Genomic DNA, 14,508 nt, shown 5'->3' with positions numbered 1-14,508 from the left:
TGTAAAAGAATTCTGTCGATAACCGTTGACCTTTTAGTATAAAAGGCTGACGGTTATTTTTCTATACACTGTTTTATTTGACGCTTACATCTAGTAGGAGAGTTATCGTTAGAATTTAGATAGATAAAAAGAAACGGCGGCTCTGAAAATCAAAGCCGCCGAAATAGAATAGGCGCGTGAAAACCTGTCTGCGTTGCGACGGCTTTTTTTCTTTGCCGTCGTCCGGCAGATGTTCTATACTATGTCAATTTCAAAAATTTCTCATTATCCTTTATTACTTTTTTGTTTTGTCTTATGTAAAAGCAGGATAACCAAAACAGAAATAGCTATACTGCATAGAATATATGTCCAATTAAAATATGATAGATTTATTAAATTCTGTGCTGATTGATTTTTAATGAAGTTTGTATATGGTGCGTTACTCTTAATCGCTTCCATAACTCCTACAACATTTATCGGTCTTAAATTGTATAAGTACGCACCAAATAAATATATTGCTGCTTTTTCAACGACCGACGGTATTAAAATAGCCAATGCAGCAAGCCATAATTGACATTGCTTGTGGGATTTCTGTAAATATAACGCCCCAAAAAGATAGGGCAATATCGCAAGGCAACAGCCCAAGAGGACAATATTCTGATGAAGCCCAAAGAGGGCAAAGAATATGCGGATAAAAAGATACGTTCCAAATATAATTAACCAATCAATGAGCAAGCTTTTTATTGGCGTGTGCTTTTTTACTATTTCATTCTGTAACTGCATTTCACTACCTCCCAAATAGACGTTACACTTTTGGAAACGTCAAGGTTACGGTTGTTCCACCGTATGAATTGTTTTTAAGCTCCACCGTGATAAATAAGTCAGTTGCCATTTTCTGAACAAGGTATAAGCCCATACCTGTAGAACGACTAAGGTAACTGCCCGTATCTCCGGTAAACCCCTTGTCGAAAACAAAGGGTAAGTCAGACAATGGTATGCTTGTGCCGTTGTCTTTGATAGATAAAGAAATCTGTTCACTATTCATACTATCAGCTATGGAAAATATGAGCCGTGGGGCAAGGTTGTTTCCCACATATTTCACACTATTACTGATTATCTGTCCTAAAATGAACATCAGACCTTTTTTGTCAGAAATCACTTGATAATCGTTTTCGGTATATTCAATAGAAAATCCGGCTTCTTCAAGAAGCGTTAAATTATCTTCAACTGCTTCACGGCAAGTTCCAAGAATTGAAAGCGACTCAAAAGAGTAATCCTTATGTGTAGCCCCAAGCCTTGAAAAGTATAGAATTTGTTCTATATCCTGTCGGGTATGGTCGCGTACATAAAGCATACGAGTATGAACCAAAGGGGACATTTCATCTTTTCGATTATCCAGTAGCAAGGTCATAAGGGATAGTGGTTTTTTGATTTCATGCACCCAATTTTCAACATAGTGTTCATAGTCTGTAACTGTAATTTTCTGTTCGTTGATATATTCTTGCTGCGTCCTCAAATGTTTTCCCAATTCACAGATAAGAGGGCGTATTACAGCGGGAACAGCTTCACACAGTAAGTATTCGTTGGTATCGTCCGGCTCTAATAGAAAACGCCGAAAAATAGCGTCTGCCTTGTTACGTTTTCTGATTGATATAGCAAGAGGAATAGCAAGTGCGGCAAATGACACAAAAATTATCAATGCAGCATAATTTATAAAATAATCAGGGTTAGCCAACCAAGCAAGAAATATAAAGAACAAGTCCAAACAGGCAAGTGTAATAATCCATACCCGGTTAGAGGAAATATAGATTAAAAGTATTTTCAACTTATTCATAAGCGCACCTGCTCTTTCAAGCGGTAGCCTTGACCGCGCACTGTTTCTATACGTTCTTCAAGACCAAATTCACGAAGCGTTTTTCGCAGCCGAGTAAAATTTACTTGTAATGCATTTTCGTCTATAAATTCTTCTGTTCCCCATAGTCTAATGCATAATTCTTTTTTAGAAACAATCTTAGGGCTATTTTTCAAGAGAGCAAGTAATATTTTTCCTTCGTTCGGTGGCATAAGGTAAGAGCTATTCCCTACATAAATTGTAAAGGTATTCGGGTCAAGTAAAAAACCACCTCCATCAAGTAACCCTTGCTGTACCTGTTCTTCTTTACGTCGAAGAAGATTTTTAATTCGGGCAAGTAAACGTGACATATTACAAGGTTTTGTTAAATAGTCATCAGCCCCCAAGTCTAATGCGTGCAGTTCGTCCTGCAATTTATCTCTTGCAGTCAATACGAGTACCGTACCAATCTGTTTAGCTTTCAACTCTTTACATATTTCAAAACCCGAACGAAAGGGAAGATTGATGTCAAGCAAAATTAAGTCGGGAAAATATGCTGCTATTTCTGATACTGCGTTTTCAAAATCCGATAATCCAATCGTATCATATCCCGATTTTTCTAATAAGTTCAACAGTTCTTCTCGCATATAAACATCATCTTCAACCACAACTATCTTTGCCAATATGTCCGCCTCCTTTCCCATAATATTTATAAGCCTGTTAAGAATTGGGCTTGTAATTGAGCTTTCCTATTTCACGATTAGCTGTTCGAGCAACAGCCACACCGTAAATTACCATAACAAGAACAACAATAACAGCCATAGCAATTAAAAGAGGATAGGACTGTTCAAGGTGTGCCGCTCCTGAATATAAATATAGCTGCATGGCATATATCCCTACTGCTCCGCTGATACACGCTAATATAAGAGGAAGCAGGAAATACCATAATACTTGTTGGTTGATAGAACGCTTAATTTGTTCACGTCGTGCTCCTAAAATAGAGAGTGTTAGATACCTTGATTTTGTAGTTTGCATTTGCGTCAAGAATTGCAGGGCAAGTAATGCACACGCAATAATCAAAAACATAAATCCCATGTATAGTGTTGTATAACTTCCGGAAATAACATAAAATAATTGTCGCCCAAAATTATTAAGATAGCTTTCGTAATATAGACCAGATGGTTTTAACAAATCACGAGCTTCCATAATCGGTAACATTAAACCTTTTGTTTCAACAAGTTCATTAGGAATACAAAAGTTCCAATAAACCATACAAGTGTCTGAATTTACAAATTCTGAATATATCTCATCTGAAACAATCAATGCAGTTATAATCTTGATATTTTCATCTGCGGTCAACCCTTTCATCGGTACAGAGGGAACAAGATAAAATGGTCTTTCGTTGATAGAAAGCAACGCTTCATTATTCGCCTGTGCGTCTGCTGCAATTTGATTTAACAGTGTAACCGTTTCATCTTGAGCATTACCTAAAAAATCTGGGTTGAGATAATAGACAACTTCATTGTTCCCAAGGCTAATCTGTTTTTCTCCCGCGGCATCCAATAACCGATTATAGGAAGATACAGGAAGCAAATAAGGAGAAGAACTACCAGTATCAATAAGACCTAAAAGGTTTAAGGCAGCAGGTTGGTCGGAGCCAAAACTATACATACCATCTTCTTGTGTGGCAGGGTCTACTACATCTTGAGGTAAATGCTGCACGATTTGTTTCCTAAATTTCGACCAATCAACAGGAGAACTTATCCCATCCGAAGCAGTGGATTTTATATTTCCTATTTCCATACGGTTCAGATTTGATACATAAGGACGAATTTGTTCGTTGGAAAGATACTTCTCAACAATTTGGTCGTTGCCCATTACAGTAAAGTCATAAACAGAAGTACCTCGTGTCAATTCACTTCCATATGACATTATGCGCACTGAGCCGTCGGTAATTAACATAATAGTAAGCATCATCAGAATGGACGCTACGCTGATTGAAATATATTTATTAACGACATTTTCATGCAACTGCCGTAAAGTAAATACATAAAGTCCTCTTGTGGCTTTGTGTTTTATAGAAGCTGCCCATATACTCAAAATTCTTGCAAGTCCTCGAATAAATAGAATTGTTCCGATAATTCCAAGTAAAACGGCAATAAGCAGCATTGCCCCACTCGCAGCCATAAAATGCTCTACAACAATCCAGTACGCGACAAGCAAAATTACGGTGCCTATAGCAAACGATACGAAACTTACATATGGATTCCCTGTGCGTTGCTTTTTCGCCATCTCTCCATAAACAAGTTGATGTAGCTCTTTACGGAACAGCTTTCCGCATAGAACAAACAATGCTACAAACTGAATAATCAAGAAGCCTAACGATGTGAAAATAGCGGCACTTACAGAAAAACTTAATTGGTGTGTAATGATACCATGCCCTACTAAACGCGCGGTTGTAAGACTTATAGCTTCGGATAAAAAGCCACCGCATACAAGCCCTCCTAAAAGAGCTAAAAACGACGTGATTAGCCCCTCTGTCATTATTTGAATAAATAATTTAATCTTTGTCATTCCAAACATCAAATAAAGCCCCAGTTCTCGACTACGACATTCAAGTTGATATTTGTTTGCAAATACTACGAGAAAGAACACAAATAATAAAGCACAAAGATAAACCGTCGGTAAAAGATTAGTAAGCAACCGTTCTACTGCGTCGCTCTCAATTTCACTTAAAAAACGTATTACGTCCTGTTGTCCAAGAGAAAGCACTATATAAAACATTGCTACGGCTGTTATCATTGTCAGAAAATAAATTAGGTTTTCGCTACGGCTCCGTTTGGCGTTTCGCCATGTGAGATTAAAGAACATTTGCACTTCCTCCCCCCATTTGAGCCATCACTTGTAAAATACGTGCATAAAAATCTTCCTGTGTTTCATTTGGAATTTTACGACGTAACTCATGGAAAATAACACCGTCTTGAATGAACAAAATACGAGAACAGAAACTCGCGGCGTTAGGGTCATGCGTGACCATTAGGATTGTGCGTCCACGCCTAAGATTGATTTCCTGTAACTTCTCCATGAGTAAACGTGCTGATTTTGTATCTAATGCACCTGTAGGTTCATCAGCCAAAATAATATCGGGGTCAGAAATCAAACTACGTGCAGCAGCTACGCGTTGTTTTTGACCGCCCGACATTTGTGACGGAAATTTAGAAAGAACGTCTGTAATTCCAAGAAAATCTGCTATATCTTTTAGCTTTTTTTCCGCTGTAACAATGTCAATATTATGAATTGATAAAGGCAATATAATATTTTCTTTACCAGTTAGATTATCAAGTAAAGCAAAATCTTGAAATAGATAACCAATCTTGTTGCCACGATATTCAGCCAACTTCGTGCCATCAAAAGAGCTTATATTGGCACCTGAAAGTAAAATTTGTCCAGAGGTTGGTTTAATGACCGTAGCAATACAATTCAACAATGTTGTTTTTCCAGAACCGCTGGCTCCCATAATTCCCAAATATTCGCCATTCAGAACATCAAAGGTAATTCCGTTTAGTGCTTTTGTTGGAACCCCCTCTTTGGAATATGCTTTGTGCAAGTCGCGTACTTCTAATAGTTTTTTTGTATCATTCATATCTCACACCTCACATTTTTTGCTTACGCTTATCTTACGAATATAATTTTACTGCATAAGAAGCAACCACACCACTTACAGTTGTTGTAAGGTTTATTTGTTTGTTTATTGTATCTGCATTTTATGTTGTTTCTTTCTCATATCAAAAGGTTTTTCCGCGTTTTTTGGTATCAGCCACATATACCCCAGTTTTGAAACGCCCGGTATGCGATTTTCGCTACAAAGTATCTGTACTCGTCTTTCAGAAATTCCCCATTTCTTTGCCGCTTCGGGACAAGACATATATTCCATAATCAAAACGCCCTTTCCTCAAATTTTACCAGTATAATTATACTCGGATAGCCGAATAATATCAAGTATATGATATGCTCTATTTCAGTCAATAATGTGCTGTGTGTAATCATATCTCGAAAGGAAGATGAAATATACAATGTAGTTGGGTGAAATGACTATGAAGCAGAACAAAGAAAAATTTGATTTTAAGGCTTTCGGGCAAGCCATTAAAGCAGCAAGAAAAGCAAAGGGAATATCACGCAATCAGTTAGCCGATACGCTGAATATTGCGCCCCGATATATCGCGTCCATTGAGAACAGCGGGCAGCACCCAAGTTTACAGATTTTATATGAGCTTGTAACCCTGCTTGATGTATCAGTAGACCAGTTCTTTTTCCCGGAACGGGAACAGGAGAAATCCACGCGCCGCCGTCAGCTCGATACTATGCTTGACGGTATGAGCGAAAAAGATTTGAAAATCCTGTCTGCTACTGCAAAAGGAATAGAGGAAGCCAACAACGACGAAACGGGGGAATAAAGTTCTCTCGTTTTTGTTTATATAGAGTGATTGAAACGTCGCAGATTGCGGCGTTTTTCTTTTGGGAAAGTTCGTCAAATTTGCCGTTCCCGGTGTTGTAGGTAGTAAGGGATAAAGTTTCGTAGCAAGCATAGGAAAAGAGTACCCTTTTCCGTATTTTCGCCCTCCCGTCCTGCGGTGCGTCGGTTGAAAATTGCTTGTTGGGAAGTGTCCCAAACCCTCGGAATGGAAAGGAGCGATTGCATGAACGGACGCAAAAGAAAAATACAAATCAAATTCTATGTAACAGAGGAAGAAAGGGCATTGATTGAACAGAAAATGAAGCTTGTCCCTACCCGGAACATGGCGGCGTATCTTCGCAAGATTGCCATTGACGGGTATATCATTCAGACAGACCATAGCGATATAAAAGGCATGACAGCAGAGATACAGAAAATCGGGGTCAACATCAATCAGATTGCAAAGCGTGTCAATGCGACAGGCAGCGTTTACCAAGAGGACATAGAGGAAATAAAGGGGGTGCTTGCGGAGATATGGCGGTTACAAAGATTAAGCCTATTAAAAGCACGTTGAGCAAAGCCCTTGACTATATCCAAAACCCGGATAAAACAGACGGGAAAATGCTTGTGTCCTCCTTTGGGTGCAGCTATGAAACGGCAGATATTGAGTTTGGATTTACGCTTGCACAAGCCATAGATAAGGGAAACAATCTCGCCCACCATTTGATACAGTCCTTTGAGCCGGGAGAAGTAGATTATGAGAAAGCCCACGAAATCGGAAAGCAGCTTGCCGACGCGGTAACAAAGGGACAGCATGAATACGTCTTAACTACCCACATAGACAAAGGGCATATCCATAACCATATCATTTTTTGTGCGGTCAATTTTGTTGACTACCATAAGTACAATTCCAATAAGTGCAGTTACTACGGCATACGGAACATGAGCGATAAGCTGTGCCGGGAAAACGGGCTGTCTGTTGTCGTTCCGGGCAAAGGCAGCAAGGGAAAAAGCTATGCAGAATATCAAGCGGAAAAGGTCGGTACAAGTTGGAAAGGCAAGCTGAAAATTGCCGTTGATACGCTTATCCCCCAAGTAGCAAGTTTTGAAGAATTGTTGCAGCGGTTACAGGCAGCGGGTTATGAGATAAAGCCGGGAAAATATATCTCCTGCCGCGCTCCCGGACAGGAACGCTTTACCCGTCTGAAAACTCTCGGTACAGATTATACAGAGGAAGCCATAAGAGAACGGATAGAGGGCAAACGCACAAAGGCAGCGAAAGCTCCCAAAGAGCAGCGCGGCGTATCGCTGCTTATTGACATTGAAAACAGTATCAAGGCACAAGAGAGCCGGGGCTATGAACAGTGGGCGAAAATCCATAATCTGAAACTGGCTGCAAAGACTATGAATTTCTTGACAGAACATAAGATTGAGCAGTACGCAGATTTAGTCAGCCGGATTGAGGAAGTAAATGCGGAAAATGAAAAGACAGCAGACGCATTAAAGAGCGTGGAAAAGCGTCTTGCAGATATGGCGGTGCTGATGAAGCACGTTACTACCTACCAAAAGACAAAACCTGTCTATGAAGCATACCGCAGGGCAAAGGATAAGGACGCATACCGGGCAAAGCAGGAAAGCAGTCTGATACTCCATGAAGCGGCAGTAAAGACACTGAAAGCGGCGGGCGTTACTAAACTCCCCAATCTTGCCGCCATGCAGGAAGAATACGGGAAACTACAAGCGCAAAAAGAAGCCCTTTACGCTGATTATGGCAAGCTGAAAAAACAGGTCAAGGAATACGACGTTATCAAACAGAACATAGACAATATTTTGCGGCAAGGCAAAGAGCCGGAACGGAAGAAAGGAAAGGAACGGGAATAATTATGAAAATGGTTGGTATTACACCATGTTACAGAATAACATTAGAAAATGGCAGTTATGGCGTAGAAACTTATATTAACGCAGACAGTAAAATCCAAATTACTTTTGAGGACGGAAATACACTTATCGGATATATAGAATGTGTGGAATATGGAACTTATTCCGATGAAAATGATACTCTGGTTATAAGGGGAGAGAATGGAGAGCTGTATATCCTATTGGAAAACCGAATAAAGGATATAGAAGAACTGCACGAATAAAGTAAAAGAACAGGGCGCAGACAGCCAACAAAAGACTGTCCGCGCCCTGTTTTATGTAGGTGCGTTTTTGGTATCTGTTACGCAATAGAACGTCATTTTTAGGGGATAAGGTATAAAACCCTTGCCGCGTCATTTTCAAGCACTGAAAGCCCCGTAAATCAAGGCTTTTTTTGCCCCTACTACGTAACAAGGGCGCGCCGTTTTCTCATGCGCTCCGCTGCCTGTCTGCGGGTAATACGCTTCCGGCAGTCCGGGCAGTATTTGACGCTGTTAGAGGTGGACGCAAAAGAAGTTCCGCACTCGGTACAACGCTTTTTATCCTCGGTCTTGAAAAGCTCTGCATACAGCAGCTTATCAAGGGGCAATACGGCGGTCTGAAACCATTTGCAAAGAAGCGAATAGGAAATAAGCTGCGGGCAGACACATTCCTCCCCGTCGTCCAGTAAAATACAGTGTCCGTTATCGCAGTTGCAGCACTCCTTTTTTATAAGGCTGTTGACTTTCCGGCTTTGGGGTGGTGTAAGCCGCTTTATCCCGGTCATACCTCATCAGCGGCGAAAATAGCAAGCTCCGCATACTCATTTTCTGTCAGAGGTGCGATTTTCGCAAGGGTGCGTTTCGCCAGTTCCCGCATATCCTCGTCCATGAACGGCAGCGCAGCGTTGATGTTTTCTGTAAGCCCACGTTTGCCGTCCTCATTGTAAATGCTCAACAGGTTTGTTTCTTCAACTGTCAGTCTAATCATGCTCATACCTCCAATTCGTGATTTTTTGATTTTACAGCCGCCTTTTTCGGGGCGGCTTTTCTTTTGTCAGCGGCAAGCTGCGCCCGGATTGAGGGGCGCACCCTGCGAATATCTGTGCCCCGGTTTTCATTTTTATCAATCAAGGCGTATGTTCCATGTCTGCCCTCGATTTTGGAAAAGGAAAGTGTCTTATAGGGCAACATGGAAAACAGACGGTCGGTGTCCTTAGAGGACGCAAGCTGCATAAATGTCGGGGACAGCTCCACCATGAAATGTGTCCTATTAGGGCTATTGGGCGTGTCCCTGCGCTTCATTTCCTGCACAATGCGCCGCGCTTCGGCTTCAATCAGCCCAGCACGCAGGGCGGCGGTATGTTCCTTGAAGTCGCCCGGTGTCAGTTTATCCCGTTTTTGCTTTTCTTCCCGTAAAAGGAATTGTAGCGCGTCCGGGTCGTTGGGTACTGCTTCAAAGTGTTCAAACTTCCCTAAAGAAGTATCGGGATTTCCGTTAAAATGCTGTCCGGCGGGTATCTCCCTTGTCCCATGCTCATAAATCAACTTGACTGTGTCGGCGGCAAGCGCATTGTCCTTAACGCGCTCATACTGCCTTGCATAGTCAAGCTCATAAAGATTGCCTTTGATTTTCCCGCGCTCCCTGCCCGTCAGCTCGACGGCATAGGCAAGAACGCGGTCGCAGGTCTGCTCTTTGTAAAAACACCATGTATTGTGGGCGGCGGTATCCTTTAGGAACACGTCGCGCTCCTTAAAACAATGCGTCCCGGACGGGCGGCAAAACCATAGCAGCGTCTTATCCTCTCTGTTAGGGCTTGCCGCTGCTTTTGCGATAATCTCCTTGTCAATGTCAAAATCACTTTGGAAAAATCCTGTATTCTGCCGCATGATAGCGTCAAGAGAAGCGAAAATATCCACGTTTTCAAACTTATTCATGCGTCAGCTCCTTTCCAAATCCTGTGTTTTCTGTTTTGCCTGTTTCTTCGGTGTCTGTTCTTTCGCTGCTTTAAGCTGCGCCCGGATAGAGGGCTTCTTTTCCGTTTTTGCTGCCTTGCCACGTTCCTTGTCAGCCTTGACAGTTTCCGCAAGGTCAACAAGGGAAATGGTTTCTCCTGTCTTTACCTTTGCTTCCAATTCTGCGACGGTCGGGGTGTTGTTTATCTGCCCGTCAATCATGTTGTAGTTTTGCTCGGTGGTCTGCTCGGCAGTTTTCAGATAGTTTTCCGGCTGCAAAAATTCCGGCACTTTCTTATAACCGAAGCTGTCTACATAGTGGGCGGTGTCCTGCCCGTTCTGATGAAGCACCACTACGTCGGAAACAGAAAGGCTGTGTCCCTTAAAATCTTTCGGGTGGTCGATATTAAAGCGGGTGTAAATATCTTCAAGGGAAGTCCCCGGCGTAAGAGGTGCGGAATAGACAAGGGCATAGTTTTTCGGGTCTACCCGGTGTCCGGCGGCAATCAGACGGTCGTAAGGCTCAAAACGCAAGTCCCTTGTTTCGTCCCCGCCTTTTATCTGATAAATGGAAAAGGTGTCTTTGTCCTGTGGGGCTTCCTGCTCCGGCTGCTCCTGTGCGGGTTGTTCCTGTGCAGCTACCTTTTGCTGCCGGATATGCGCCCGCTGTAACTCGGTAGGCTTTTCCCCGGTAAGGGGAGCAATCGCTTTCACATAATCAGCCGCATAGTAGGCGTTACTGGTAAGCTGCCGCTGCCATGCCCCGGCTTTTGGCGACCAACGGAAGCCATTACTTTTTAAGGCTTCCCGCGTGGCTTCGTCCGGCTTATCCTCAAAGAAGATTTGCAGTCGGTTCGCTTCGGTGTTTGCTTCCACCTTGCCGCCGTCAAATTCCCAACCTACAAAACCGATTTCTTTTTGCTGTGAAAGGGATTTGATACGGTCTTTCACGCGCCGGATTTCTGCGCTGTTGTTGGATAACGCCCAAGTCGCAAAGGGCTTGTCCTCCAAATGCCAACTGCTCGCCATGTCTGCTTTCAATTTTTCCAGTTCCTCCGGCGGTAAATGCGGGCAGCCGTCAAGGGTCTTATGCTTGCGGTAGTAGGCGTTTACGGCTTTCATGGTTTCCTGTGATTTTTCAAGGCTTTCCAGTTTCTTTTCTAACTTCTGTACTGCCTGCGGGTCGTCTGCACTGATACCGCCCATGCCGGTACTGCGGATTTTATCAAGAAGCCCTTGTATGTCCTGCCATTCCCGGTAATTGCTGTCGCGGGCTGCGTTCTGCTTTTCTTTCTTCCTTGTGGGGAAGTTAGAGCCGCCCGCAATCAGGATAGAGGGAACACGCGCGTCAATCTCATAGCCTTTATTCATGTTCGCCGCCAGTTTCCGGGCATAGGTGTCAAGCAGGCTGTCGATTTTCTCATGGTACATCGGGTCTACCCGCTGTTTCTGCCTTTCTGCAAGTTGTACGGCTTCATCTACATAGTGCCTGTATTCAGCCGTCGCGCTGCCTTGCTTATAATCGGAAAAACTGTTCATATCCTTTGCACGTTTGGCGGCAGCTTCATTGATAGTATAATAAGGGGCGGCGGGTGCAGCCTGTTCCGGCTGTGCTTCTTTTTCCTGTACCGGGGCTGTTTCTTCGGGAAGCTCCGGCGCGGCTGCTTTTGTTTCGGGCTGTTTGGCGGCTTCCTGTGCGGGCTGTGCCTGTTCGGTGGTCTGTTCCTTATCCTGTGCCTTTTGGATTTCTGCAAAATGTCCGTCTATGGTATCAATCAGATTTGCGGCGGTGCTGCGGATTGTTTCAAGAGAGCCTTTCAGTTCTGCAAGTTCTTTTCCGCTGCTCCACCCGGCGATATACCCAAAAGAATAGTCCGACGTATCAAGCCCGTAATGTTGGCAGACCGCATAGGCGACGCTTTCCGCCTGTACCTCGCGGGTGCGGCGGTCGGGGCGTTCCGGCATGGCAAGGGCGGTATCATGCAGCGTGGCGTGGGCGATTTCATGGATTGCGGTCTTGATATTCTGCAATTCGTCCATGCCCTCGTTGATGAAGATACGCTTTTCCTCATAATTGCAGCGTCCTTTTACGCCGCCGCTTAGTGCTTCAAATCCCATAGCAAACGGGGAAGTCTTTTCAAGGGCAGCGAAAAAATCCTTGTATTGTTCCACGTTGCCCGTAAGCTCATAGGTAAGGGCAGGAAGTTCTTTTCCCTCGGTCTGTGAAATATCAAAGACAGATACTACACGAAAAGCGGGTATCTTGATTTCTTTTTCTTCGGTAACAGGTTTTCCGTCCTTATCGAAAACAGGCTTTTGGGTGTCCGGGTCGATTTTTTCCACCTGCTTCTTGACGGTAAACGGGGACGGTGCAAGTATCTTGATAGCTTTTTCTCCGGGCTTTACATGGCGGTCAAATTCCTTTTCCCATTGTTTATAGCCTTTCACAAGATTGCCGCCCTGCATGGCGATAAGGATTGTATTGTTAAGGCTGTAATCATGGAATTTTGACATGGTACGCAGATAATCGGCGTAACGGTCGCTTTCATACAGTCCTAAAATTCCCTGTTCCAGTCGGTCGGTAATCTCTTTCATTTTATCGGCGGGCTTTTCAGAAGATAGGATAATCGGGAGAACCGGGGGCTGCTCTGTGGCGGCGGTTTGTATGGCTGCTGAAGCGTCAAGGTCTGCCTGTTCCTTTTCCTGTACTGGCGGCTGCGGCGTTACCCGGTATTCCTCCGGCACGTCGCGCCCGTCGTACCACTGTGTAAAGGTGTTGCGGTTATTGTAGATATAGCCCTGTTCGGTAAAGCTGCCCCCGTCATTGATAGCAGCGTCCCGCCCGTATTCCTCATACATGAAATATTTTTTTGCTTCTTCGGGCAGCTCCAACTCGTCCAGTTCTTCAATCAGATAATGCCCGTAATCTTCCTCACTCTGTACGGACGGGTAAAGCCAGTAACAATCAAGGTTTTGTGCAAGGTTGATAATATCCTGCAAGTCCCTTGTATGGTCGCCGTATTCCATAGCTGCAACAAATTTTTCCCGGTCGTCGTCAAACTGCATTTTCAAAAGTTCGCTCAAATAGTTCAGTTCGTCAAGGCTTTCAAGCTCGGTCAATTTTCCTGCCAGTCCTGCAATAGAGGACTGGTATTCTGTGATATGCAGCTCCCCGTAGTTTTTGCCGTCTATCCCGATACGGTCAAAGACTTCTTTCAAATGCTCGGCAGTCGTGGGGAATGATACCCATTCGCCCGCAGGTCTGCCCTCGGTGTACTTTCCAAGATTAGAAAGATACCCGCTTAAAATCGTTTCTACCATGCGTTCGCTCCTTTCGTTTTCAATCATACGGTGCATAAGTTCGTAGTCCTCCATGCTCATGCTCCCGTCAAAAATATAGGGGTCGGGTTCTTCGCCGTCCCGGTAGGCTTTTTCAGAGAAAGGAAGCCCCGCAGCGTGGGCGGCGGCTCTTGCTTCCTCGATAAGCTCCGGCGGCAGCCTGTCGTCGTGGGCTTCGATAAATTCCCCGATATTGCTATATCCGTTTTCGTAGTGGCGGCGCACCCCGGCGGTCAGCTCGTCAAGGTTCATATCCTCGCCAAGATAGCCGGAATAATAGCCGTTTACCACAACGGCGGCAGGGTCAGCCTGTTTGATTTCTTCCATGCGGCTTCTGTCCTCCGGGTAAATGTAGTCGCTCATTTCAAGGTGGAAATATTCGGCGTTCCAAGAACGTCCCGTTTTCCAAAACGCCACCCAAGCGATACCGTCCCTTAATTCTTCTTGATAGTCCTTTACGGTGTCCCGTAAACTTGCCATGTGTAACCTCCTTTCTTCGGTTTCAGAGGGTAAAACCCTCCATAAAACAGAGGGTTTGGGAAACTTCCCAACAAGCAAAAATCCCCGCCGTTCTCGGTAGAGAAAGCAGGGATTTTACGGAAAAGGGTACTCTTTTCCTATGCTTGCTATTCAGTTATTTCTTCTTCGACAGTTCAATGCGGTAGTTGACATATTTCCCGCCTGTATCAGCCAATACGATAGTTCCGTCGTAGGTTTTGCCCGTCTTTGGGGAATAGAGCTTTTTCACATTTACTTTGCCGGATTGTAAGAGTGCAGCGGCAATTTTGGGGGTAAAGGTTACTTTTCGTTCTTCAAAGAAACGGTCATTTTTCCACATGGTAAAGCTACATTCCTTATTGCTGCAATAGTAGTTTTTCTTTCCCTCATAGACAGGAGAACCGCAGCGGGGGCAGCTTCCCAACGCTTCCCGTTCCGGCTTGAACATCTGCGCTTTATCATCAGAAAGAAACGGATAGGTCTTTACCAGTTCCCGCGCCATATCCTCGATACCCTCCATAAATGCGGCGGGGTCTGCCTTGCCTTTGGCAATCTGC

General features: G+C 44.0%; 14 protein-coding genes and 1 pseudogene. 4 read left to right on the top strand and 11 right to left on the bottom strand.

Annotation, left to right across the window (positions count from 1 at the left end; genetic code table 11):
* Positions 1-264: 264 nt before the first annotated feature.
* From OCV63_RS16615 to OCV63_RS16590, 6 genes are all read right to left on the bottom strand, one after another.
* Complete coding sequence (locus OCV63_RS16615; protein ID WP_002610362.1) at positions 265-762, bottom strand: hypothetical protein; 498 nt, start codon at positions 760-762, stop codon at positions 265-267.
* A gap of 22 nt (positions 763-784) precedes the next feature.
* Positions 785-1,813: a sensor histidine kinase gene (locus OCV63_RS16610; RefSeq protein ID WP_002610358.1), complete on the bottom strand. Its 1,029-nt coding sequence runs from the start codon at positions 1,811-1,813 to the stop codon at positions 785-787.
* Complete coding sequence (locus tag OCV63_RS16605; RefSeq protein ID WP_008727270.1) at positions 1,810-2,493, bottom strand: response regulator transcription factor; 684 nt, start codon at positions 2,491-2,493, stop codon at positions 1,810-1,812. Before OCV63_RS16605 ends, OCV63_RS16610 begins: the two co-directional genes overlap by 4 nt.
* A 37-nt stretch (positions 2,494-2,530) precedes the next feature.
* Positions 2,531-4,681, bottom strand: a complete 2,151-nt coding sequence (locus OCV63_RS16600; RefSeq protein WP_002610354.1) for an ABC transporter permease — start codon at positions 4,679-4,681, stop codon at positions 2,531-2,533.
* Positions 4,671-5,453 (bottom strand): ABC transporter ATP-binding protein, encoded by a 783-nt coding sequence (locus OCV63_RS16595; RefSeq protein ID WP_002610352.1) that lies wholly within the window; start codon positions 5,451-5,453, stop codon positions 4,671-4,673. Before OCV63_RS16595 ends, OCV63_RS16600 begins: the two co-directional genes overlap by 11 nt.
* A gap of 105 nt (positions 5,454-5,558) precedes the next feature.
* Positions 5,559-5,744 (bottom strand): helix-turn-helix domain-containing protein, encoded by a 186-nt coding sequence (locus OCV63_RS16590; protein WP_003533355.1) that lies wholly within the window; start codon positions 5,742-5,744, stop codon positions 5,559-5,561.
* Between the two features lie 160 nt (positions 5,745-5,904).
* Here OCV63_RS16590 and OCV63_RS16585 point away from each other — a divergent pair, with 160 nt between their 5' ends.
* The 4 genes from OCV63_RS16585 to OCV63_RS16570 all read left to right on the top strand — a co-directional run bounded on the left by OCV63_RS16585 (position 5,905) and on the right by OCV63_RS16570 (position 8,404).
* The gene (locus OCV63_RS16585) at positions 5,905-6,264 is read left to right on the top strand and encodes a helix-turn-helix transcriptional regulator (RefSeq protein WP_286439335.1); all 360 of its coding nucleotides are present in this window, start codon (positions 5,905-5,907) and stop codon (positions 6,262-6,264) included.
* A 243-nt stretch (positions 6,265-6,507) separates the two neighbouring features.
* Positions 6,508-6,837 carry a plasmid mobilization protein gene (locus OCV63_RS16580; protein WP_002610348.1) on the top strand — a complete coding sequence of 110 codons (330 nt, stop codon included), beginning with the start codon at positions 6,508-6,510 and terminating at the stop codon, positions 6,835-6,837.
* Positions 6,798-8,144 (top strand): relaxase/mobilization nuclease domain-containing protein, encoded by a 1,347-nt coding sequence (locus OCV63_RS16575; RefSeq protein ID WP_158365337.1) that lies wholly within the window; start codon positions 6,798-6,800, stop codon positions 8,142-8,144. The genes OCV63_RS16580 and OCV63_RS16575 overlap by 40 nt, the downstream gene beginning before the upstream one ends.
* Positions 8,145-8,146: 2 nt before the next feature.
* Positions 8,147-8,404 (top strand): hypothetical protein, encoded by a 258-nt coding sequence (locus tag OCV63_RS16570; protein ID WP_002610344.1) that lies wholly within the window; start codon positions 8,147-8,149, stop codon positions 8,402-8,404.
* A 179-nt stretch (positions 8,405-8,583) separates the two neighbouring features.
* Here OCV63_RS16570 and OCV63_RS16565 read toward each other — a convergent pair whose 3' ends face one another.
* From OCV63_RS16565 to OCV63_RS16545, 5 genes and pseudogenes are all read right to left on the bottom strand, one after another.
* Positions 8,584-8,946, bottom strand: a complete 363-nt coding sequence (locus OCV63_RS16565) for a cysteine-rich VLP domain-containing protein (protein ID WP_002610343.1) — start codon at positions 8,944-8,946, stop codon at positions 8,584-8,586.
* Complete coding sequence (locus OCV63_RS16560) at positions 8,943-9,149, bottom strand: transposon-transfer assisting family protein (RefSeq protein ID WP_002610341.1); 207 nt, start codon at positions 9,147-9,149, stop codon at positions 8,943-8,945. Before OCV63_RS16560 ends, OCV63_RS16565 begins: the two co-directional genes overlap by 4 nt.
* A 2-nt stretch (positions 9,150-9,151) precedes the next feature.
* On the bottom strand, positions 9,152-10,096 hold the full coding sequence (locus tag OCV63_RS16555; protein ID WP_055153478.1) for a hypothetical protein: 945 nt from the start codon (positions 10,094-10,096) through the stop codon (positions 9,152-9,154).
* A gap of 3 nt (positions 10,097-10,099) precedes the next feature.
* On the bottom strand, positions 10,100-13,933 hold the full coding sequence (locus tag OCV63_RS16550; protein WP_002610337.1) for an antirestriction protein ArdA: 3,834 nt from the start codon (positions 13,931-13,933) through the stop codon (positions 10,100-10,102).
* 154 nt (positions 13,934-14,087) lie between these two features.
* Positions 14,088-14,508: pseudogene (locus tag OCV63_RS16545) on the bottom strand (DNA topoisomerase III); the annotation flags it as partial.

This window comes from Laedolimicola ammoniilytica (assembly GCF_025567165.1).
GTDB lineage: Bacteria > Bacillota > Clostridia > Lachnospirales > Lachnospiraceae > Laedolimicola > Laedolimicola ammoniilytica.
Note: the sequence above shows the minus strand (reverse complement) of the source record. Positions and strands in the feature narration are given on the sequence as shown.